Genomic DNA, 22622 nt, shown 5'->3' on the forward strand with positions numbered 1-22622 from the left:
CTATTCCACCCGGGCCAGGCGGTTATGATTTTTTGTTGTCCTAACATGTTGTTATTGTTTAACTATTGCGCAGTGATCGTAATATTTTCCTGCTGAAAACTGTCTCGTAAACGGCGGGCGAAATTCAATGCATGGGCACCATCACCATGGACACATACTGTGTCGGCTTGCACCGGCACCCAACTGCCATCACGAGCCTGAACCCGATGGCGCTGCACCATGGCTAGGGTTTGTGACAAAGCCAAATCGTCACTTTCGATAAGTGCATCGGGCTGACTACGAGGAACTAACGTGCCATCGCCTTGATAGCGGCGGTCGGCAAACACTTCCTGCCGGGTGACTAAACCCGCGCGATCACCGGCGCGAATCAATTCACTCCCCGCCAGCCCCACTAGGCGCAATAGCGGGTTGACGGCCTTAACCGCCAGAGCAATAGCATCCGCCAGCAACGGATCACGTGCCGCTTGGTTATACAACATGCCGTGAGGTTTCACATGTTGCATAACCCCCCCTTCGGCTTTCACGATGGCCGCCAAAGCCCCCAGTTGGTAAACCACTTGGGCATAAACTGTTTCAGGCGGTAACTGCATGATTGTACGGCCAAAATTCTCACGATCTGGAAAGCTCGGATGTGCGCCGATAGCCACCCCATACTCAATAGCCCAGCGCACTGACTGGCGCATAGTTGCTGCGTCTCCGGCATGAAAACCGCAAGCAATATTGGCTGAACTGACTAATTGCAGCAGCGCCTGATCATTGGCACAGCCTTCGCCCAAATCGGCATTTAAATCAACTTTCATTGGGCCTCCGTGGCATCAAACCCTTGCTCTAAGCCCCATTCGATCTGTTGCAAAAAATGTTGTTGTTCTAACTTGGCGCGCAGCGCCTCTTCGACGGTACAGGGCACGAAATGGACGGACTCCCCGAGTCGAAGTTGCGCCAAGTGGTACAGATCCGCTTCAATCACGCAAGCAATACGCGGATAACCGCCGGTCGTTTGTGCATCCGCCATCAGCACGATGGGTTGCCCGTTATGCGGCACTTGCACCACTCCGGGTAACAAACCATGGGACAACATCTCGCGTGATGTCGTGCGCGCGAGCTCACGCCCCGTCAGGCGATAACCCATTCGGTTACTTTGTGGGCTAAGTTGCCAGGCTTCACGCCAGAATGCCCCCTGTGACACATCATCAAACTCATGATATTCCGGCCCCTGAACAGCTCGCACACGGTTACCAAATAACAATTGTTTGATACCAACTGATTCACGCGGTAAACGTGTCGGCTTCCCTAGTGGTAGGCAGTCACCCTCTCTAATCAACCGCCCCTGATAGCCACCAAAACCCGCTTTCAAATCGGTGCTGCGCGAACCCAGCATTTCCGGCACATCAATCCCGCCAGAAATCGCCAAATAACTGCGCATTCCACGATGCGGAACACTGAGTTTTAACTGTTGGCCCGGTTTGACTGGATAACGCCATCCAGTCCAAAGCAATTGGTTATCCAGCATCGCCTCACACCCTGCACCAGTGACCGCAATCCAGCCCGGTTGGCTAAATTCAGCCGCAAATTGGCCCAGGGTAATTTCCAGACCCGCAGCACCGGCAGCATTGCCTACCAGCATATTTGCCATATTTAACGCCGGTGAATCGAGAGCACCACCCTGACTGATACCTAACCGACGAAAACCGCCGCGCCCGCTATCTTGTATCGTGGTATAAATTCCGGAACGAATAATCTTCAGCATATGCCCTCCTTTAAGGGCAGGAAGCGCACATTGTCACCAGGCCGCAGCAAAGTTGGCGGCATTTCTAGCGGGTTAAATAGTGCCAGTGATGTGCGGCCAATCAGCTGCCAGCCACCGGGAGTGGCCAACGGATAGATGCCAGTTTGGCTGCCACCAATGCCGACAGTGCCCGGTGGAACCACCAAACGTGGCTCAGCGCGGCGGGGGGTTGCCAGTGGTTCGGGCATCCCACCTAAATATGAAAAACCGGGCTGGAACCCGAGAAAATAGACGATATAATTCGCCTGTGCATGGCACTCCACCACCTGGCGTTCAGTCATCCCGGTATGACGCGCCACCTCAGCCAAATCAGGCCCGGCTTCACCGCCATAAATCACCGGAATGGTGATATCGCGCGATTCAGGGATAAGTGACTCACTCTCTTCCCACCAGTGTTGTAGCCGCTCAATAGCATCCAGCGCGGTATTGTGTGGGTCTGTCAGCAATAAAGTCAGGTTATTCATGCCGGGGATGGCTTCAAGGATATCGGGATGGTGAATTAGACGATCAGCTAAACCCCAAATCCGCTGCTGACTTGCTAATGTTATTGGCGGTTCTAACTCCAAAACCACCGCACTTTCTCCCAATAAATAGCATCTCGCTCGTTGCACTCCTGTCCCCTATTATTTTTATATAAATACTCGTTATAAGTTTATATTTATGCGTTAGCACCTAGCTGCTGTCAATAGAACTGAATTAACCAATAGCTGCCAATAATCATTAAGCCCGGTGAAAAGGTGAAAATTAACCACTATAATTGCTTATTTTTATGGGTTTTTAGCAATAACAGCGCAGGCTACGCGATTTTTTCTTATTTAGAATCAGCATAAAACAGAGGAATATTTTGGGAAATTGCTGTTTTATCATCGCACTGCGTTTAGATGAGTATTTCAGATGGCCGCGCAGTGACAAAACCTTGTTTTAAGTAAGGTTTAATGCGTGTTTGTGGCGAGAGTTTTGACTGCGAATTATGCAACTAAATTTATCATCAGTGCATAATTCGCATTGGATTAAGCTGGGTTAGGAATATCAATAAAGATAACGTCAAGTTGATGATGGGTGGCGAGCCATTCACCCAATGCTTTGATACCATAGCGCTCCGTCGCATGGTGTCCTGCCGCATAAAAATTCACCCCCATTTCACGGGCGATATGAATTGTCTGCTCCGAAACCTCGCCGGTTATGAATGCATCAACACCAAACTCAGCCGCTTGCTGAATGTAACCTTGCCCCCCCCCAGTGCACCAAGCTATACGGCGCACATCAGTTGGCGCGCGATCACCGCAATGCAAAACTGGGCGCTCCAATAATGTTTCCAGCCGCTCACGTAAAATCACTGCGTTTAACGGCACATCAAATTCACCAAAGGGCAGCAGAGATTCAATGTCCCCCAAGACCCGGATACCCAGTAATTTAGCCAGTTGCGCGTTATTGCCTAATTCGGGATGGGCATCCAGCGGCAAATGGTAGCCATACAGATTGATATCATTAGTGAGCAATGTTTTCAGGCGGTTACGTTTCATTCCCCGCACCGCTACCGGTTCATTTTTCCAAAAATAGCCGTGATGCACCAAAATGGCATCGGCTTGTAGCCCCACGGCAGCATCCAGCAGCGCCTGACTGGCTGTCACGCCGGTGACAATGCGCTTGACCTGCTCGCGCCCCTCAACCTGCAAACCATTGGGTGCATAGTCTTGAAAAGCTGAGATATTCAGCTGATTACTCAGTAGAGTTTCGAGTTCAGTATTACGCATTATTTAACTCTCATTAATCTGTGTGTTATAACACTCAAATATCATCAGAACTTCTGGCTATCGCCTTGTTCCATCAGGATAAAATTAACCCCCATATCATTGCCTTGGGCTAACTCGCTAGCAATCACTTTGCGCACATCCAACCCCTGCTGGAGTGAGGGTTTAATGTGGCTAATGACCACCGGCAAATCTTTTAGCGGCTGGCCCTCGCCACTGTATTTCTCAAGATTTTTCAATTCCTTCAGCAACCACTTTGGCGTCATATGGCCATACAACTTGCTATCATCCAGCTCATTCGGGTACGAAACTTCAATTATGATCCCTTTCAATTGCTGCTGTTTGACCTTCTCTGCCAATTTACGCCACACCGTATCCAAATGTTTCGATTTCTCGATTTCATCCGGGCCGGTATCGCCAAAATAGGCAAAAGCGGCATTGTTACTGCTGATAAGCAACATGGAAGATGGCGATTTATCATGACTCAAAGGGTACATTTCACCCGTTAAGTGGGTCAGTCCCAAGCTCAATGATTGAGCCGGGCGCACCAATTGCATCCGGTAAGTGCCCAAACGCGCGCCACTGCCACTGTCAGTAAAATTGGGCCATACGCGCCAGTTAAAATAGTAGTTTCTCAGCACATCAATAGTATCGGCTGATGCATAAAGCGTTTTTTTGCTGTCTTCCGGTGACCCAATAATCAGGCCGGAGACATGGTCAAGATGGGCGTGACTAATAAAATAGCTGTTAATCCGCTGGCGAAAAATATATCCCTGCCGTGTTAGCGGCGCGGCGATGCTATCCGTAACATCGGAAAAATTGCCTTTTTCCAATGCCTTAGCTATGCCCGGCAGCACAGAGCCAGCGTCGAGTGCCAAATAGAGCGGCTGGCTATCATCACGGATCAGATATGATGTCAGGTTACCATCACTGACACCGCCATCAACCCCTAGCGCCACCACTTCAAAACCCGCGGCTGCCGATGCACTATAGAGGCTAAAAGAAACAACCAACCCGGCGCTAAGCAACCCGTGACGATATTTTTGGCGGTGAATGCTGCTGTCAGAGAGTGCCGGTTGAGTCGAAATATAGGTCAAAAACATGAAGGCTCCTGGTGATTAGGGATCCTTGCTGCCATCCCGCTTAGCGGCGTCAAATGCCGCGAGTGTAGCCAATCTGGCCTGCTTATGGTCCACCAGCGGTGGTGGGTAATCCAATGGTTGCTGTTGTCGCTGCGCCCAACGCCACGGCTGGTGAATATCACTGTCGGGTACCGCCGCCAATTCTGGCAACCAGCGGCGAATAAAAACGCCGTCTTTATCAAAACGCTCGCCCTGCGTGGTGGGATTAAAAATACGAAAATAGGGCGCGGCATCTGTCCCGGTTGATGCTGCCCATTGCCAGCCACCATTATTAGCGGCTAAATCACCGTCTAATAATTGCGACATAAAATAACGCTCGCCTTTGCGCCAGTCGATCAGCAAGTCTTTCACCAAAAAACTGGCGCTAATCATCCGCAAACGGTTATGCATCCAACCTGTTTCATTTAGCTGCCGCATTGCTGCGTCGACAATAGGATAACCTGTCCGCCCCTGCTGCCAGGCGATTAATTGCTGTTCTGAGTGATTCCATAATACTGCATCAGTCCAGCCAATAAAGGGATGATGCTGGCATAACCGAGGATAAGCTACCAATAAATGACGATAAAATTCACGCCAAATCAATTCATTAAGCCAAGTAAATGCCCCGCCCTCAGCATTTTCCACCCAATCTGGGCATTCAGCACGTAGGCGATTAACACATTGACGGGGCGAAAGAATCCCCAACGCCAGATAAGGTGACAGGCAACTGGTGCCCGCCACGGCAGGGAAATCGCGTTGTTGTTGATAGTCTTGCACATCCTCGCGGCAGAAACTGCGCAGGCGCTGTAGCGCCGCCTCTTCACCCGCCGGGAATAACTGATTGTCTACTGGCTGTTGCGGATAATCGAAGGGGGCCAAAAGCGGCGAAGTGGCCACGGCCGGGGTGGTCCGAGGTTTCGGTGCCGGTACACTTCGGCAATCACTCATCAGTAAACGCTGAATGAATGCCCGGCGAAATGGGGTAAAAACTTTGTACATTTCATGATTACCGGTCAGGACACTGCCCGGTGGCAATAACACACTGTCATGAAAACGGTGGCAAGTAATAGCTCGGCGACTCAGTCGCGCCACCAATGCTTCATCGCGTAGCTGTTCATTCAACTCATACTGTTGGTTATAAAACAGCGCATCCACTTGTTGTTGTTGGCAAAAATCATCCAGCCAGATAATAGAATCCTGAAAATCATCACACTGATGATAATAAAACGCAATTTCCCGCGCGCTGAGTGCATCGCGCAGCAGCTGTAGATTTTGCAGTAAAAATGCCGCCTGGCGCGGTGCCATATCATGCTTAGCCCATTGCACGGGGGTCGCAATAAACACTGCAATTACGGTCGCTTGCGGATCCTGGCATGCTGCATGCAGCGCCAGATTATCGGTTAGGCGTAAATCATTACGAAACCAAATAAGATGTGTTGCCATGCCCTATTCTTGCTCCGAGTAAAAAGTAAAATAGTGCTGCCCGGCCAAATAATCATTTGGAAATTCATGCAAATATGCAGTTATCTGGGCGATAGGTACACTCAGTGGTAATTCACCTAAGCGGTATTGGCCAATCAGTCGCGCCAATGCTTGGCGCTGGGGGGAGGTGAGATAAGGCCGAAAATAGCCCTGCACATGCATTAACACATTGGTGTGATTAGCTGGCGTGGGTGAGTGCGCGAGTATATGCAGCAGACGCTGACGATACTCAGCAGTAAACTCAATAAGTGATGAGCATTTATCCATTCCCGCAATAAAAGGCCCTATTTCTCGGTATTCCGGCTGTGAATGCGCTAATAACACCAATTTATATCGGCTATGAAACTCCATCAATTTGCCACGGGTTATCCCCGCTGCACACAGCGCATCAAGTTCATCACGTGCGCGGCAATATGCAAAACTTGGCATCACCTGATTGCTTTGCGGCATTTTATTCTCCATCGGCCCATAAAAAAGGCCCACGAGCATTCACTCATGGGCCTTTCACTTTACTGCAATTTACCGTTGCAAACCTGATAGTTTAGCAATCAATAAAAATCTTGTGGCGCCATTTCAGACTGTGCCAACCACACCGGTTTATCACTGGTTTTTATCCAGACACGGTGTAGGTAGCTGTAAAAGCGGGCGCGATCGCGGCGAAAAAGCATGACAGGCAGCGCCAATAACCCCACCAGAATCACGGTGATACGCCGCAAAATAACCTGATGTAATGGATATGCATTGTACATGGACATAATAATCCTCCTTTAAAACGCCTTTATGTGGCCAGCCACTTTAATTAATGGTGCCCGATGGCTGCGTGGCGTTGAAAATAAACAAAATTGTAAATTGAGCAAAATTTTACCGTATTGCTTGCCGACTTGCCACTCATCCGACCACTAAATCACATAAAAAGTAGAAAAAAAATACCAATTCCGTAATTTTGTTACAGAGAAGTTAAGTCAACTCTGTCATGTGTTGCGCGATGGTTGCTGGGTATTTATGAATTAGAAAACTAAATGCATTCCCCCCCAAAATACCCATCTGGCTAAAGCAATTTAATACTATCCACTCTGACTGGTTAATTTACATGCACTTTTTGCTTATATTTTGAGCGTTTTTATACTTTTTTTACACCTCCCGGCATTTTTTTATCAAGAACTTTTCTTACAACTTCCTAAGCTGTTGTTAACAAAAACCTGATTATCAAACTTGGTCAGCAAAAGCTGAGTTAGCAAAAATAATGCCTGTGGAGGTATATCGTGAGTGTCAGCATCATTTGTGGTGCGCTACTGGTTCTGCTGCTGTTGGGCTATCTGGTTTATGCCTTGTTTAATGCGGAGGACTTTTAAATGGCGGCATCAGGATTTCTGCTTATCGCCAGCTTCATGCTGGTGTTATTGGTGCTGTCCCGTCCGTTGGGGAGCTTTTTGGCGCGCCTTATTGAAGGCGAACCTTTCATGCCACTGCAACAAATCGAGGCCGCTTTATGGCGTTGCAGCGGGGTAAAAAATGAAGAAATGAATGGCTGGCAATATGCGCTGGCCATTCTCCTGTTCAATGTGCTGGGCATTGTGCTGCTGTTCGCACTGTTAATGATGCAGGGCTCACTCCCCTTGAATCCGGAAAATATGCCCGGAATGTCATGGCATCTGGCGCTGAATACCGCAGTGAGCTTTGTCACTAACACCAACTGGCAAGCATACAGCGGGGAAAATACCCTCAGCTATCTCAGCCAAATGGCCGGCCTGACAGTGCAGAATTTCCTCTCGGCGGCGACCGGCATTGCGGTTGCTTTTGCCCTTATCCGAGCATTTTCCCGCCATTCAGCCAACACTTTGGGCAATGCTTGGGTTGATTTGGTGCGTATCACCTTATATGTCTTATTGCCGATTGCCCTGGTCATCGCCCTGATTTTCGTCAGTCAGGGAGTACTACAAAATCTGGATGGCTACCTACATATCACCACATTGGAGGGGGTAAAACAGACCTTACCGATGGGGCCGGTGGCATCACAAGAAGCCATTAAAATGCTGGGCACCAATGGCGGCGGCTTCTTTGGGGCTAACTCAGCCCATCCCTTTGAAAACCCGACAGCATTTAGCAATTTTGTGCAAATGCTAGCCATCTTCCTGATCCCCTGCGCCCTCTGTTTTGCATTTGGTCACGTGGTCGGCGATAACCGCCAGGGCCACGCGCTTATCTGGGCTATGTCACTGATTTTTGTGGTGGCGGTAGTGGTGGTGATGTACGCCGAACTGGCCGGTAATCCGCATTTAATGCCATTGGATGCGGACAGCAATATCAATATGGAGGGCAAGGAATCGCGCTTCGGTATTCTGGCGAGCAGCATGTATGCCGTGGTCACGACAGCAGCATCTTGCGGTGCGGTTAATGCGATGCATGACTCCTTTACGGCGCTGGGGGGCATGGTGCCGATGTGGTTAATGCAGATTGGTGAGGTGGTGTTTGGCGGCGTCGGCTCCGGTTTGTACGGCATGCTGCTGTTTGTGCTGCTGACGGTCTTTATTGCCGGGCTGATGATTGGCCGCACTCCTGAATACCTGGGCAAGAAAATTGACGTATTTGATATGAAAATGACCGCACTGGCCATTCTGGTCACCCCCGCTATCGTGCTGTTGGGTACTGCACTGGCGCTGGGTACCGATGCTGGTCGCGCCGGAATACTCAATCCCGGAGCGCATGGCTTTAGTGAAGTGCTCTACGCCCTCTCATCCGCGGCCAACAACAACGGCAGCGCTTTTGCTGGCCTGAGTGTCAATACGCCATTTTACAACCTGTTACTGGCGGCGGCGATGTTCTTGGGTCGATTTGGGGTAATTCTGCCGGTGTTGGCGATTGCCAGTTCACTGGTGGCGAAGAAACGGCAACCGGCTGGCAACGGCACCCTTCCAACCTCTGGCCCGCTGTTCATCGGCTTGTTGGTGGGCACCGTGTTATTGGTGGGCGCATTGACCTTTATCCCAGCGTTGGCCTTAGGGCCGGTCGCCGAACATCTGCAAGTTTGGTTAACACATTAACGAGAGAATGACTATGACTCGCAAACAACGCGCCATTTTTGAGCCTGCACTGGTTCGTACTGCGCTTCTTGACGCTGTGAAAAAACTGGACCCGCGGGTTCAGTGGCGCAACCCGGTGATGTTCGTGGTGTATCTGGGCAGCGGGCTAACCACCCTAATTTGGCTGGCCATATTAAGCGGCCAAACAGCTGGCAGTGCCATATTTACCGGCAGTGTCGCGCTGTGGCTGTGGTTTACAGTGCTGTTTGCCAACTTTGCCGAAGCACTGGCCGAGGGGCGCAGTAAAGCACAGGCCGAAAGTCTGCGCGGAGTGAAGAAAACCAGTTGGGCAAAAAAACTCGCAGAAGCCCGCGTTGATGCACCACAGCAGAAAGTCGCAGCCGACAGTTTGCGTAAAGGTGACCTGGTGCTCATCGAAGCGGGTGATACCGTGCCGTGCGATGGTGAAGTCCTAGAGGGCGGCGCATCGGTGGATGAAAGTGCCATTACCGGTGAATCTGCGCCGGTTATCCGTGAGTCCGGTGGTGACTTCTCCTCCGTGACCGGCGGCACCCGGGTGCTATCTGACTGGCTAGTGGTCGAGTGCAGTGTTAACCCCGGCGAAACTTTCCTTGACCGCATGATAGCCATGGTCGAAGGCGCGAAACGCCGCAAAACGCCAAATGAAGTCGCCTTGACCATTTTACTGGTGGCGCTGACCATCGTCTTTTTACTGGCAACCGCGACTTTATACCCCTTTTCGGTTTTCAGTGTTGCAGCGAATCAGGCCGGTTCACCCGTCACCATCACCGTGTTGGTCGCGTTGCTGGTTTGCCTGATCCCCACCACCATCGGCGGGTTGTTATCTGCCATTGGCGTGGCCGGGATGAGCCGCATGCTAGGGGCCAATGTCATCGCCACCAGCGGGCGCGCCGTCGAAGCCGCCGGTGATGTTGATGTGCTGCTGCTGGATAAAACCGGCACCATCACACTGGGCAACCGCCAGGCATCAGAATTTTTGCCGGCCCCGGGGGTTAGCGAACAACAACTGGCCGATGCCGCGCAACTCTCATCGCTGGCCGACGAAACCCCGGAGGGCCGCAGTATCGTGGTGCTGGCTAAACAGCGTTTTAATTTGCGCGAGCGCGATTTACACAGCCTAAACGCCACTTTCGTGCCCTTCTCAGCACAAACACGGATGAGCGGCGTCAGTGTACAAGACCGGATGATTCGTAAAGGCGCCGTCGATGCTATTCGCCGCCATGTGGAGTCCAATCAGGGCCATTTCCCACGGGCGGTAGAAGAGGCGGTAGAAAGTGTAGCCCGCACCGGGGGCACGCCATTAGTCGTTGCCGATGGCCCGCGCGTATTAGGGGTGGTCGCCCTGAAAGATATTGTTAAAGGCGGCATTAAAGAACGTTTTGCTGAACTGCGCAAAATGGGCATTAAGACCGTGATGATAACCGGTGACAACCGCCTGACCGCAGCGGCGATTGCCGCCGAAGCTGGGGTCGATGATTTTCTGGCCGAAGCCACCCCGGAAGCCAAATTGGCCTTAATTCGTCAATATCAGGCCGAAGGCCGACTGGTGGCAATGACCGGCGATGGCACCAACGACGCGCCAGCACTGGCGCAGGCTGATGTCGCAGTGGCGATGAACTCAGGGACCCAAGCCGCCAAAGAGGCGGGTAATATGGTGGATTTGGACTCAAACCCGACCAAATTGATTGAAGTGGTGCATATCGGCAAGCAAATGCTGATGACCCGTGGCTCGCTGACCACCTTCAGTATCGCCAACGACGTCGCCAAATATTTTGCCATTATCCCGGCTGCATTTGCCGCCACTTACCCACAGCTCAACGCCTTGAATGTTATGCAATTACATTCACCGGCCTCGGCAATATTGTCCGCCGTTATCTTTAATGCGCTGGTGATTGTGTTTCTGATTCCATTGGCCCTCAAAGGGGTCAGTTACAAAGCAATGAGCGCCGCCGCTCTGCTGCGCCGCAATCTGTGGATTTACGGCTTGGGCGGCTTACTGGTGCCCTTTGTCGGTATCAAGCTCATCGACCTGGTACTAACCGCGTTGATAATGAGTTAATCGCTCGATAAACAACCTTAGCCACGGCCACTGCCGCCTTGGGTAGTGGCCGGTTATCCGCTCTAAATTGAGGTAATAAAAGATGTCAGCAACCACCAACATGTCATCAACAGCTCGCATGTCCTACCTGCGCCCTGCATTGGTTTTACTGATATTACTGACACTTATCACCGGAATAGCTTATCCTTTGCTGACCACCGGGTTGGCAAAACTGATGTTTTCATCACAAGCGAATGGCTCACTGGTGATGTTGGGTGATGAAGTGGTCGGCTCCAGCTTAATCGGCCAAAACTTTACTCAACCGGGTTATTTTGCCAGTCGCCCATCGGCAACCTCCGATATGCCTTATAATCCAATGGCTTCCGGTGGTAGCAATTTGGCTATCAGCAACCCGAATCTGGATAAAATCATCAGTGAGCGCGTTAAATTAGTGCGCCAAGCAAATCCGAGCCAAACTGGGCCAGTACCTGTTGACTTGGTCACCACATCCGCCAGTGGTCTTGACCCGCAAATTTCACTGGAAGCGGCCTATTATCAAGCGCCGCGCATTGCCAACATTCGCCAGATGCCGCTGTCTGAGGTAAAGCAGTTAATTGATAGCAACATACAAAAAGCGACGCCTAATTTCTTTGGTGAATCCGTGGTCAACGTGCTGAATCTGAATATGGCGCTGGATGCCCAAAGTCACGTGAAAGTTCCGGCGAGTCCGGCAAAATCTTAAGGACATAACATGGTGGATGCAGAACCAACCCGCCCAAACCCCGACAGCCTGCTTGCGGTGGCGAATGAAAAATCCCGTGGTCGGCTAAAAGTCTTTTTTGGGGCTTGCGCGGGGGTGGGTAAAACCTACGCCATGCTACAAGAAGCCCAGCGCCTGCGGGCACAGGGGCTGGATGTATTAGTTGGAGTGGTGGAAACCCACGGGCGCAGTGAAACCGCCGCATTGCTGGCAGGGCTGGCCATGTTGCCGCCAAAGCGCATTCATCACCGTAATCGCCAAGTGCGCGAATTTGATTTGGATGCCGCCCTCGCCCGCCATCCGGCCTTGATCCTTATGGATGAACTGGCGCACAGTAATGCCCATGGCTCGCGCCATCCCAAACGCTGGCAAGATGTCGAAGAGCTGCTGGATGCCGGCATTGATGTACTGACCACGGTCAATGTACAGCATTTGGAAAGCCTGAATGATGTGGTCGGGGGCGTAACCGGAATTCGGGTGCGGGAAACGGTACCCGACCATATGTTTGATGAGGCCACGGAAGTGGTCTTGGTCGACCTCCCCCCCGATGACCTACGCCAGCGCCTCAATGAGGGGAAAGTGTATATCCCGGGGCAAGCCGAACGCGCTATTGAGCATTTTTTCCGCAAAGGTAACTTGATTGCCCTGCGCGAGTTGGCGCTGCGCCGTACTGCTGACCGGGTTGACGACCAGATGCGCGCTTTTCGTGACACTCAAGGGCGCGAACGTGTCTGGCATACCCGCGATGCCATCTTATTGTGTATCGGCCACAATAGTGGCAATGAAAAACTGGTGCGCACAGCCGCCCGGCTGGCGGCGCGGCTGGGCTGTATCTGGCACGCGGTATATGTTGAAACGCCCCGGCTACACCGCTTACCCGAAGCCAAGCGCCGCGCAATATTGCGCAGCCTCAAACTGGCACAAGAGTTGGGGGCTGAAACCGCGACCTTATCGGAGCCCTGTGAAGAACAAGCAATATTACGCTACGCGCGCGAACACAATTTGGGCAAAATTATTATTGGCCGCCGCACAGAGAAACATTGGAAATTACGTGGCAGTTTTGCTGACCGCTTGGGTAAACTTGGGCCGGATTTAGATTTGGTGATTATTGCACTGGAGGGCGATACCCCCAGCAGTGTTGTCAAGGAGACAGACTCGCGCACCTTCACCGAAAAATGGCGGATGCAATTACGCGGCTGTGCCGCCGCCATCGGCCTGTGCGCGCTGATCACGATATTATCACAGTGGCTAATACCGGGCTTCGACCAAGCCAACCTAGTGATGGTTTATCTGCTCGGCGTGGTCATTATTGCACTGTTTTATGGCCGCTGGCCTTCGGTGTTGGCAGCATTTATCAATGTTGCCAGTTTTGATCTATTTTTTGTCCAACCGCACTGGTCACTGGCGGTCACTGATGTGCAATATCTGCTGACATTTGCCGTCATGCTGATTGTCGGTATCGTGGTGGGTAACTTAACCGCCGGTGTGCGTTATCAGGCCAGAATTGCCCGCTATCGAGAGCAACGCGCCCGCCATCTGTATGAAATGTCTCGCGGTTTAAGCCGCACCCTCACCGCGGCGGATATCGCCAAAACCAGCCGCCATTTTCTTTCCAGCAGTTTCCAAGCTAAAACCGACTTGCTGTTGCCACAAGAAGATGGGCGTTTACAACAAATCACCACCGACGAGGGCGGCGCGCTTTCTGTGAATGAGGCCATTGCCCGCTGGAGCTTTGACCGAGGCGCGCCAGCTGGCGCGGGTACCGATACCTTGCCGGGAGTGCCCTACCAATTACTGCCGCTCACTGCATCACAGCAAACTTACGGCGTGCTGGCGATTGAACCGGCCAACCTACGCCAGTTAATGGTGCCTGAGCAACAGCGCTTGCTGCAAACCTTTACCAGCTTGATTGCCAATGCCTTGGAAAGGTTACATTTGGCCCGCAGCGCCGAATTGGCAAAACTGGATGCGGAACGCGAGCAACTGCGCAACTCCTTGCTGGCCGCACTTTCCCATGATTTACGTACACCGCTGACAGTGCTATTTGGCCAGGCTGAAATCCTGACACTCGATTTGGCCGCCGAAGGTTCGCGCCATGCGCCACAAGCCAACCAAATTCGCCAGCAAGTATTAAGCACCACCCGGCTGGTTAACAATTTGCTGGACATGGCCCGTATCCAATCTGGTGGTTTTAATCTGCGCAAAGAATGGCAGTCACTGGAAGAAATCGTCGGCAGCGCCTTGCATATGCTGGAAACAACACTGAGTCACCACCAGATTCGTGTCGAGCTACCCGGTGACATGGTATTGATTAATTGTGATGGCAGCTTGCTGGAGCGAGTGTTTATTAACTTACTGGAAAATGCCCATAAATACGCCGGTTATGATGCATTGTTGGGGATCCGCGCCACCGTGCAAGGTGAGTGGCTGAATGTTGAAGTTTGGGACAACGGCCCCGGTGTCACGGCTGGGCAGGAGCAACTGATTTTTGATAAATTTTCTCGTGGTAACAAAGAGTCAGCAATTCCTGGGGTGGGCTTGGGTTTAGCCATATGCCGTGCCATTATTGATGTACACGGCGGGCGTATCTGGGTGGAAAAGGGTCAAGACGGCGGCGCGAGTTTCCACTTTACCTTACCCCTGGAAAAACCCCCGGAAATTGATGGTGAAAATATTGATACTGAAAAGTGATATATCCTAAATAATTCAAATTGCCGCCAGGCGGCCAACGCGCCAGCAGTTTGCCGTGTGACAAGCCAGAGGAGAATTGACCATATCCCCGACTAACATCCTGATTGTTGAAGATGAAAAAGAGATCCGGCGCTTTGTTCGCATTGCACTGGAGAGTGAGGGCTGGCGTGTATTTGAGAGTGATACACTGCAACGCGGCCTGATTGAAGCTGGAACACGCAAGCCGGATCTCATTATTTTAGATTTGGGCCTGCCGGATGGTGATGGCCTGAGTTATATTCAAGATCTACGTCAGTGGAGCGCTATCCCGATTATTGTGTTATCTGCACGCAACAGTGAAGAGGACAAGGTCGCGGCACTGGATGCCGGTGCGGATGATTATTTGAGTAAACCCTTTGGTATCAGTGAATTACTCGCGCGAGTGCGTGTTGCCCTGCGCCGCCACAGTGGCGGAAGTCAGGAGAGCCCATTAATCAATTTTTCGGATATCAGTGTGGATTTGATTAACCGCCAGGTCACCCGCGCGGGAGTTGACCTCCATCTGACGCCGATTGAATTTCGTTTACTTTCGGCATTATTAGCGAATGCCGGCAAGGTCATTACCCAACGCCAGTTACTCAGCCAAGTTTGGGGGCCAAATTATGTCGAACACAACCATTACTTGCGTATTTATATGGGCCATCTTCGCCAAAAATTAGAAACCGACCCGACCCGACCTAAGCATCTGTTAACCGAAACAGGTGTCGGCTATCGCTTTATTCCGTAGCCGCGATTAATCACCAGATTGGGGATTGATAGTGGGAAAAAACCGCCCAGCGGAGTAGCATCAGGTTTTTTAATGATAATGGGTTTTATTTATTATGAGCACCTGGTTAATTTATGCCCTCCTGTCTGCCCTGTCGGCCTCTTTAGTCGCCATCTTCGGTAAAATTGGCCTACAACATTTGGATGCCAATACAGCAACCGCGGTGCGTGCGGTGGTCATGGCACTCTTCTTAGTCGGCGTCGTGATTATTCAGGGAAAATTTAATCTGGTCGGCACAGTATTAGCCGATAAAAAAGCACTGCTTTTTGTGGTACTCAGTGGTGTTGCCGGTGCATTATCCTGGCTATTCTATTTTATGGCGATCAAAAACGGGAATGTCTCGCAAGTGGCCCCAATTGATAAACTCAGTGTAGTTTTCGCCGTCATTTTGGCCTTTATTCTGTTTGGCGAAAAAATCTCTTTGGTTGCAGGGTTAGGGGTCGCCCTGATTACGGCGGGTGCGTTGATGGTTGCCTTGGGATAATCTCGGGCAAAACAGATTATTCACTGTGGTTTTGGCGAGTCAGAATCAAACGGCAATAAGCTCTCCGCTTGATTCTGCTGCATTATAGCCAGCGATACGACGTTACTGTTTACCGGCTAATACGTCACTGACAATATCGACGGCTTCCTGCTCAATCTTCTCGCGGTGCTCAGCGCCCAAGAAACTTTCACAGTAAATTTTGTAAGCATCTTCGGTACCCGATGGGCGCGCGGCAAACCAACCGTGCTCGGTCATGACTTTCAGCCCACCAATAGAGGCACCATTACCCGGAGCGGTGGTTAAACGCGCGGTGATAGGGTCACCGGCTAAAGTGCTGGCTTTCACCATCTCAGGCGACAACTTGGCCAGCGCATTTTTCTGTGCCTGCGTGGCCGGAGCCTGGATCCGATTATAACTTGGTGCGCCAAAACGCTGTGCCAAATCATCATAATGGTGCTGTGGATTTCGGCCGGTAACCGCAGTGATTTCAGCCGCTAACAGACACATAATAATGCCGTCTTTATCCGTCGACCAAGGTTTACCGTTGAAGCGCAGGAAAGAGGCTCCAGCGCTCTCTTCACCACCAAAGCCAAAGCTGCCATCGTGCAACCCATCAACAAACCATTTGAAACCGACCGGGACTTCCACCAGCTGGCGGCCCAAATCAGCCACCACTCTGTCAATCATCGCACTGGAGACTAACGTCTTACCCACCGCCACATCAGCGCCCCACAATGGGCGATGCTGGAACAGATAATTGATGGCTACCGCCAGATAATGATTCGGATTCATCAACCCGGCTGGCGTCACAATACCGTGGCGGTCATAATCAGGATCATTGGCAAAAGCTAAATCAAATTTATCCCGCAACGCCAGCAGGCCCGCCATCGCGCATTCTGATGAGCAATCCATGCGGATAACCCCGTCGTGATCCAGATGCATAAAGCGGAAAGTCTGATCAATAGCATCATTCACCAGCGTCAGATCCAACTTATAATGCTCGCCAATGCGCTGCCAGTAGGCAATGCCAGAACCGCCGAGTGGATCGACACCGAGCTTCAGGCCCGCATGTTGAATGGCTGGGATATCAACAACATCGACCAAACCCTCCACATACGGCTGAATCAAATCCTGCTCCCGCAGATGATTGCCACGCCAAGCTTTATCCAGCGTCTGGCGTTTGACGCCCTCTAATTTCAGGCTGAGTAATTGGTTAGCACGCTTTTCAATCACCGAAGTCAAATTGGTATCGGCCGGGCCGCCATTGGGTGGATTGTACTTAATGCCGCCATCTTCCGGTGGGTTGTGTGATGGGGTGATGACAATACCATCCGCCAAATCTTTACCCTGCGCGTTGTAGCAAAGAATGGCATGGGAAATCGCCGGCGTTGGGGTGAAGCCGTTATCCTGCTGCACCACCACATCCACACCATTCGCCGTCAGCACTTCCAACACCGAAATAAAAGCCGGTTCAGACAGCGCGTGGGTATCTTTACCCACATAACACGGGCCAGTAATCCCGTGCTGATGGCGCACTTCGGCGATAGCTTGAGCAATCGCCAGAATATGAGTTTCATTAAAACTGTGGCGCAATGAGCTGCCACGATGGCCCGACGTGCCAAACTTAACCGCATGGGCTGGGTTTTCAGCCTCAGGTTGCAATACATAATATTGCGATGTGAGTTGAGCAACATTAATCAAATCGCTTTGCTGAGCAGCTTGCCCAGCACGAGGGTGATTAGCCACAGTCACGACTCCCTATCAGCTTGCACTTTTACCCTAATGGCGCATTCAAAGCCAACAACGGTAAAAGAGGATGGTTAAATGAAATCAGATAGTCCCGCAGACTTTCTCAGCCAGCTCCGGCGGGAACTGCATTGTCAACATGATATGTTGCACCATGCTGCGCTTACGCTCAGTATTGGTATTGGTTATCACCCAGTATGGCGTACCAGGCACATGTTTAGGCTTGGTATGCGTCCCATTTTGCAACAAAGTCTGTTGATCACCGGCAAAATAAACACGGGTACGGCCATGTAAAGATTCAGTCGCTTCGGCAAATGCCAGAGCATCCAAAGTATATAATGTCGACAGCACCAACATAAAACGGTTCACCGCCCGGTTTTGCTCAGCATACTCATCAGATAACAATAATTCACGCACGGCACGCACCCGATCCCGTGGCGCGGCAGCCGCTACCGTTTGAGCGACATCATGGCGGCTATCTGAGTGATGGGGAGATACGCTAGGTTCCGGCTGACCGGCAGTAAATTTCAGCATGCGCCGTAAAATGTCGGATGCGCTCTCACCAATGTGCTGGGTATGGCTGGCGATGTAGCGATAAAGTTCTTCGTCGAGTTCAATAGTTTTCATCTTTATCCAGTACGGTTTTCTACTTTCTTATGTATATCTTAGGATTATAAAGTCAAAGCGCGCTAACGAGTACCTTTATCATGGCTTTATCCGCGATAAATCCCCATCACATCAACCACAACTGAATAATCCGCATGAACCCTAATGGTGGAGCAGCACACACTTGCTCAGTCATGATACCCTAACCGCAATATCTCTCAGTATGAACTTCACCATGAAATTAAATTTCCGCTTACAAAAAGCACAGTCTCCCACACCGTCCCTGCCGATAATCCTGATCCATGGGTTGTTTGGCAATCTTGATAACCTCGGGGTGCTGGCTCGCGACTTACATAAAGACCATGATGTGATTCAGGTCGATTTACGTGACCACGGTTTATCCCCCCGCACGCCGGAAGTGAATTATCCCGCGATGGCGCAGGATGTGCTAGAACTGATGGATAATCTCGCGCTAGAAAAAGCGATAATTATCGGCCATTCCATGGGGGGAAAAGTGGCGATGGCAATGACCGCCATTGCCCCCGATCGCATTGAAAAACTGATCGCCATAGATATCGCCCCCATCAATTATCAAGTCCGCCGTCATGACCAGATTTTCGCCGCAATTAATGCTGTCAGTGCCGCAGGGGTGACTCAGCGCCAGGAAGCCGCTCAACTGATGCGCGCATTAATCAAGGAAGAGGGCGTTATTCAATTCTTATTGAAATCATTCCACCACGGCGAGTGGCGTTTTAATGCTCCGGCATTATGGGAGCAATACGAAAATATTGTCGGCTGGCAACCTATTGCACCCTCGCCCCACCCTATTTTGTTTATTCGCGGTGAGTTATCGCCCTATATTCAGGATAGTTATCGCGCTGAGATTGCCCGTCAATTTCCACAAGCCCGTGCCTATGTTGTTGCCGGAACCGGTCACTGGGTCCATGCAGAAAAACCAGATTCGGTATTACGTGCAATTCACCGTTTTATTGATGATGACAATGCTGGCGAAAAATAGCGCAGAATAAAAAACGTCCTTGCGCGCTGGATGTTGATTAAAAATCATACCCTGGGGAAAAGAAATGTATTTCCTGTGGAAAAATTGTGCAAAAAAGAATGAATTAGCCCAATCTAATCGCAGTAAACCATTGTCGTTGCTCGGTTGGCTGGGGTATTATGGCGCGCTATAAATTTGCTGCGCAGTGTGGTGGCAAATGCAAATTCAGGCTGTTGGTTCATACCCTAATGGATTGGAGTCGCGGTGTTATTCGCCGCTTCAAATCAGAAAACTACCGGCCTGAAACGTGTAAACCGAATCGTCAGAAATTTCTGATGTAAATCCCTTGTAGTACCGCTACCTATGGCAAAAGAACAAACGGACCGCACGACGCTGGATCTGTTCGCAGATGAACGCCGTCCGGGGCGCCCGAAAACAAACCCATTATCCCGTGATGAACAGCTTAGAATTAATAAGCGAAATCAACTACGGCGCGATAAAGTACGTGGCTTACGACGCGTGGAACTGAAGATTAATGCCGATGCCGTCGATGCTCTCAACAGCCTTGCTGAGCAGCGTAACATCAGCCGCAGTGAACTGATTGAACAGATGTTGCTGGCTCAATTAGCGCACTCACAAGAAGGGTTTTAACCCTACCGGTTATCACGACGGCGTGGCGTAAGTGATTGCGCCACGCCAATATCCTCACCCTAAATTTAAACACACCGGATTAGAACGTTTCCCAGTTGGCATGGTTATCCACCTTGGTCACCGGCGTCGCCACCAGTATCTTGACCCGCGGCTTAACCGTCGCTTTTGCCTGCGCATCTTCTGCGCGCAATTTAAACACCGCCACCGCTTGGTTTAGCTGAGTCGCTTGTTCCTCAAGTGAAGCCGCCGCACGGGAAGCTTCTTGTACTAATGCGGCATTTTGCTGAGTCACACTGTCCATTTCAGCCACCGCCTGCCCGACCTGAGCTATCCCTTTACTTTGCTCATCAGAGGCAGAAGCAATTTCCCCCATCAGATCAGTAACATTAGTGATGGAGCGGACAATTTCATCCATCGTTACCCCAGCACTTTCTACCAATGCGGAACCGCTGCTCACCCGGTTCACTGACTCCGTGATTAAACTATCAATCTCTTTTGCCGCCTGCGCACTACGCTGGGCAAGATTGCGTACTTCACTGGCGACCACGGCGAAACCACGACCTTGCTCCCCCGCCCGGGCCGCTTCCACAGCAGCATTCAGCGCCAGAATATTAGTCTGGAAAGCTATACTGTTAATCACAGTTGTGATTTCCGCGATTTTGCGTGAACTGGCCGAAATCTCATCCATGGTATGCACCACATCGGCCACCAGCGCTCCGCCTTTTTTCGCCGTAATAGAAGCATTTGCCGCCAATTGGCTGGCATGATGGGCATTATCTGCATTGTGTTTTACCGTGGCGGTTAACTGCTCCATGCTGGCAGCCGTCTGTTCCAATGCCGCCGCCTGCTGCTCCGTGCGTGATGATAAATCCGTATTGCCAGCAGAAATTTCTGCCGCCCCGTGATAAATCCCATCAGTGCTGTTACGGATAGCTTTGACCGTATTCACCAAGCTGCCTTGCACATCACGCAGCAGCGGAAATAATTGCCCGACACAGTTGCGGCCAAAATCAGCAATGGGCTGACCCAGTTGGCCTGAAGCAATCACCCGAAAATGGGCGCGGATATCATCCAATGGGCGAACCATGTTGACGAGCAGATAGCGGTCTGTTGCCAATAAAATCACTAATCCTGCCACCAAAGCAGCAATTAATATCATGCTGCTCACTTTTGTCAGATGCGTAAATTGCTCTTTAGCCACCCCAATGGCCTTTGATGCCGCCTGATTAAAACTCTCCGCCACAGAACCATATTGGCGGCTCAGCGCGGGGACGGTCTTTTTCGCTACATCTTGATAAACCGCACTATTATTATCCATCGCCGCCTGATAAAGCGGCATAACACCTTGCTCAATTAATCCACTCCACCCATTAATCACGGCACTGACTAACGCGGGGTCAAGCTGTGCATGGTCAATGGCTTTAAACTGCGCTAGCGCTTTTTTCAGATTCTCAAGTGCTACATTGGATGATTTAAGTTCTTTATCGGCATCGGTCAGGTTACCGCTCTGACGATAATCCACTGCACGGGCAAGGCGTGTCACCATCCGAAAGTATTGTTCCGTCCCCTGATTCACCAAATTCATGTTTTCCACCAACACGCTATTAGCATTAGAGGATTGTGTCAGTTGGTTCAGTGATAACAATGTATAAGCGGATACCCCACCCCATAGCAGGCAAAATGCCCCAAGTACCCAAAGTAGTGCGGCTCTGATAGTAATATTTCTTAACAACTGCATGCTCGTTCCCCTTATATATCGGATAGTTACCGTTAGACGCTCGGGTGTTATTTGATGACCGAAAAGCAATAAAGGACGCTCCATACAGCTCACGACAACTCCTTTCCCAGCAGACTTTCATCTGATGGTTCTCCCCCTGGCACCGCAAATTGCAACCTTTCAGTTACACGAAGGTTATCGGCAATGGTGTTATAAGGTTGAGCGACTCACAAAAATTTAATATCGCATAAACTTGATATCGGCATGGCGAGATTTTCTGGCATTATATCGCCCTATACATGTGTTATATTATCGGGCAGAGTGCTTGGTAATTTTCACAATTATTTGAATTTAAAAGGTATTAAGTTATATGGCAACTGTAGGCATTTTCTTTGGCAGCGATACTGGCAATACCGAAAACATTGCCAAGATGATCCAAAAGCAACTGGGCAAAGAGGTTGCTGAGGTTCACGACATTGCCAAAAGCAGCAAAGAAGATTTGGAAGGCTTCGATATTTTGCTGATCGGGATCCCAACCTGGTATTACGGTGAAGCCCAGTGCGATTGGGATGATTTCTTCCCGACACTGGAAGAGATTGATTTCAATGGCAAACTGGTCGCCTTGTTTGGTTGTGGTGATCAGGAAGACTATGCAGAATATTTCTGTGATGCGATGGGAACCGTGCGCGATATTATTGAACCGCGCGGTGCTGCAATCGTCGGCCACTGGCCAACCGCCGGCTATCACTTCGAAGCCTCCAAAGGCTTAGCGGATGATGATCACTTTATTGGTTTAGCCATTGATGAAGACAGACAACCAGAACTGACCAATGAACGTGTGCAAGCTTGGGTAAAACAAATCAGTGAAGAACTGAATTTGGCCGAGATCGCAGGCTAATTTGTCATGCCCGCTAAATCCTTCAAG

Annotated in this window: 21 protein-coding genes; 10 read left to right on the top strand and 11 right to left on the bottom strand. The window is 50.7% G+C overall.

The window, feature by feature from the left end; genetic code table 11:
• Positions 1–62 precede the first annotated feature (62 nt).
• The 8 genes from pxpA to D5F51_RS12710 all read right to left on the bottom strand — a co-directional run bounded on the left by pxpA (position 63) and on the right by D5F51_RS12710 (position 6895).
• Positions 63–800: a 5-oxoprolinase subunit PxpA gene (gene pxpA, locus D5F51_RS12675; RefSeq protein ID WP_129197123.1), complete on the bottom strand. Its 738-nt coding sequence runs from the start codon at positions 798–800 to the stop codon at positions 63–65.
• Positions 797–1747 (bottom strand): 5-oxoprolinase subunit PxpC, encoded by a 951-nt coding sequence (pxpC, locus tag D5F51_RS12680; protein WP_129197125.1) that lies wholly within the window; start codon positions 1745–1747, stop codon positions 797–799. Before pxpC ends, pxpA begins: the two co-directional genes overlap by 4 nt.
• Positions 1741–2397, bottom strand: coding sequence for a 5-oxoprolinase subunit PxpB (pxpB, locus tag D5F51_RS12685; RefSeq protein ID WP_025377598.1), 657 nt, complete (start codon positions 2395–2397; stop codon positions 1741–1743). Before pxpB ends, pxpC begins: the two co-directional genes overlap by 7 nt.
• Before the next feature lie 399 nt (positions 2398–2796).
• The gene (locus D5F51_RS12690; protein WP_087769396.1) at positions 2797–3540 is read right to left on the bottom strand and encodes a type 2 GTP cyclohydrolase I; all 744 of its coding nucleotides are present in this window, start codon (positions 3538–3540) and stop codon (positions 2797–2799) included.
• A gap of 44 nt (positions 3541–3584) precedes the next feature.
• A complete protein-coding gene (locus D5F51_RS12695) occupies positions 3585–4640 on the bottom strand; it encodes an MBL fold metallo-hydrolase (RefSeq protein WP_162301738.1) in 1056 nt (351 codons plus the stop codon).
• Between the two features lie 15 nt (positions 4641–4655).
• Complete coding sequence (gene phrB / locus D5F51_RS12700; RefSeq protein ID WP_129197127.1) at positions 4656–6101, bottom strand: deoxyribodipyrimidine photo-lyase; 1446 nt, start codon at positions 6099–6101, stop codon at positions 4656–4658.
• Positions 6102–6104: 3 nt separating this feature from the next.
• A complete protein-coding gene (locus D5F51_RS12705; RefSeq protein ID WP_087769395.1) occupies positions 6105–6590 on the bottom strand; it encodes a YbgA family protein in 486 nt (161 codons plus the stop codon).
• A 98-nt stretch (positions 6591–6688) separates the two neighbouring features.
• Positions 6689–6895, bottom strand: coding sequence for a YbfA family protein (locus tag D5F51_RS12710; RefSeq protein WP_025377594.1), 207 nt, complete (start codon positions 6893–6895; stop codon positions 6689–6691).
• A gap of 507 nt (positions 6896–7402) precedes the next feature.
• Here D5F51_RS12710 and D5F51_RS12720 point away from each other — a divergent pair.
• The 7 genes from D5F51_RS12720 (at position 7403) to D5F51_RS12750 (ending at position 15980) form a co-directional block, all read left to right on the top strand.
• Positions 7403–7492 (top strand): K(+)-transporting ATPase subunit F, encoded by a 90-nt coding sequence (locus D5F51_RS12720; protein ID WP_032819844.1) that lies wholly within the window; start codon positions 7403–7405, stop codon positions 7490–7492.
• Entirely contained in the window at positions 7493–9181 is a 1689-nt protein-coding gene (gene kdpA, locus D5F51_RS12725) for a potassium-transporting ATPase subunit KdpA (RefSeq protein WP_129197129.1), read from the top strand.
• A gap of 13 nt (positions 9182–9194) precedes the next feature.
• A complete protein-coding gene (kdpB, locus tag D5F51_RS12730; RefSeq protein WP_129197131.1) occupies positions 9195–11261 on the top strand; it encodes a potassium-transporting ATPase subunit KdpB in 2067 nt (688 codons plus the stop codon).
• A gap of 82 nt (positions 11262–11343) precedes the next feature.
• A complete protein-coding gene (gene kdpC, locus D5F51_RS12735) occupies positions 11344–11982 on the top strand; it encodes a potassium-transporting ATPase subunit KdpC (protein ID WP_162301739.1) in 639 nt (212 codons plus the stop codon).
• 9 nt (positions 11983–11991) lie between these two features.
• Positions 11992–14691 (top strand): two-component system sensor histidine kinase KdpD, encoded by a 2700-nt coding sequence (gene kdpD, locus D5F51_RS12740; protein WP_129197133.1) that lies wholly within the window; start codon positions 11992–11994, stop codon positions 14689–14691.
• Between the two features lie 76 nt (positions 14692–14767).
• On the top strand, positions 14768–15457 hold the full coding sequence (gene kdpE, locus D5F51_RS12745; protein ID WP_025377589.1) for a two-component system response regulator KdpE: 690 nt from the start codon (positions 14768–14770) through the stop codon (positions 15455–15457).
• A gap of 94 nt (positions 15458–15551) precedes the next feature.
• Positions 15552–15980, top strand: coding sequence for an EamA family transporter (locus D5F51_RS12750; RefSeq protein ID WP_129197135.1), 429 nt, complete (start codon positions 15552–15554; stop codon positions 15978–15980).
• A gap of 102 nt (positions 15981–16082) precedes the next feature.
• Here D5F51_RS12750 and pgm read toward each other — a convergent pair whose 3' ends face one another.
• Together pgm and seqA are read right to left on the bottom strand one after the other, a co-directional pair.
• The gene (pgm, locus tag D5F51_RS12755; RefSeq protein ID WP_129197137.1) at positions 16083–17726 is read right to left on the bottom strand and encodes a phosphoglucomutase (alpha-D-glucose-1,6-bisphosphate-dependent); all 1644 of its coding nucleotides are present in this window, start codon (positions 17724–17726) and stop codon (positions 16083–16085) included.
• Between the two features lie 84 nt (positions 17727–17810).
• Entirely contained in the window at positions 17811–18353 is a 543-nt protein-coding gene (seqA, locus tag D5F51_RS12760; RefSeq protein WP_129197139.1) for a replication initiation negative regulator SeqA, read from the bottom strand.
• 214 nt (positions 18354–18567) lie between these two features.
• Between seqA and ybfF the strand changes: the two genes are divergently transcribed.
• Positions 18568–19350, top strand: coding sequence for an esterase (gene ybfF / locus D5F51_RS12765; RefSeq protein ID WP_025377586.1), 783 nt, complete (start codon positions 18568–18570; stop codon positions 19348–19350).
• Between the two features lie 342 nt (positions 19351–19692).
• Complete coding sequence (gene ybfE, locus D5F51_RS12770) at positions 19693–19980, top strand: LexA regulated protein (RefSeq protein ID WP_005163374.1); 288 nt, start codon at positions 19693–19695, stop codon at positions 19978–19980.
• A 79-nt stretch (positions 19981–20059) separates the two neighbouring features.
• Here ybfE and D5F51_RS12775 read toward each other — a convergent pair whose 3' ends face one another.
• A complete protein-coding gene (locus D5F51_RS12775; protein WP_129197141.1) occupies positions 20060–21718 on the bottom strand; it encodes a methyl-accepting chemotaxis protein in 1659 nt (552 codons plus the stop codon).
• 349 nt (positions 21719–22067) lie between these two features.
• Here D5F51_RS12775 and fldA point away from each other — a divergent pair, with 349 nt between their 5' ends.
• Entirely contained in the window at positions 22068–22595 is a 528-nt protein-coding gene (gene fldA / locus D5F51_RS12780) for a flavodoxin FldA (protein ID WP_025377585.1), read from the top strand.
• Positions 22596–22622: the final 27 nt, after the last annotated feature.

Origin of the sequence: Yersinia hibernica (assembly GCF_004124235.1) — a bacterium.
Lineage (GTDB): Bacteria > Pseudomonadota > Gammaproteobacteria > Enterobacterales > Enterobacteriaceae > Yersinia > Yersinia hibernica.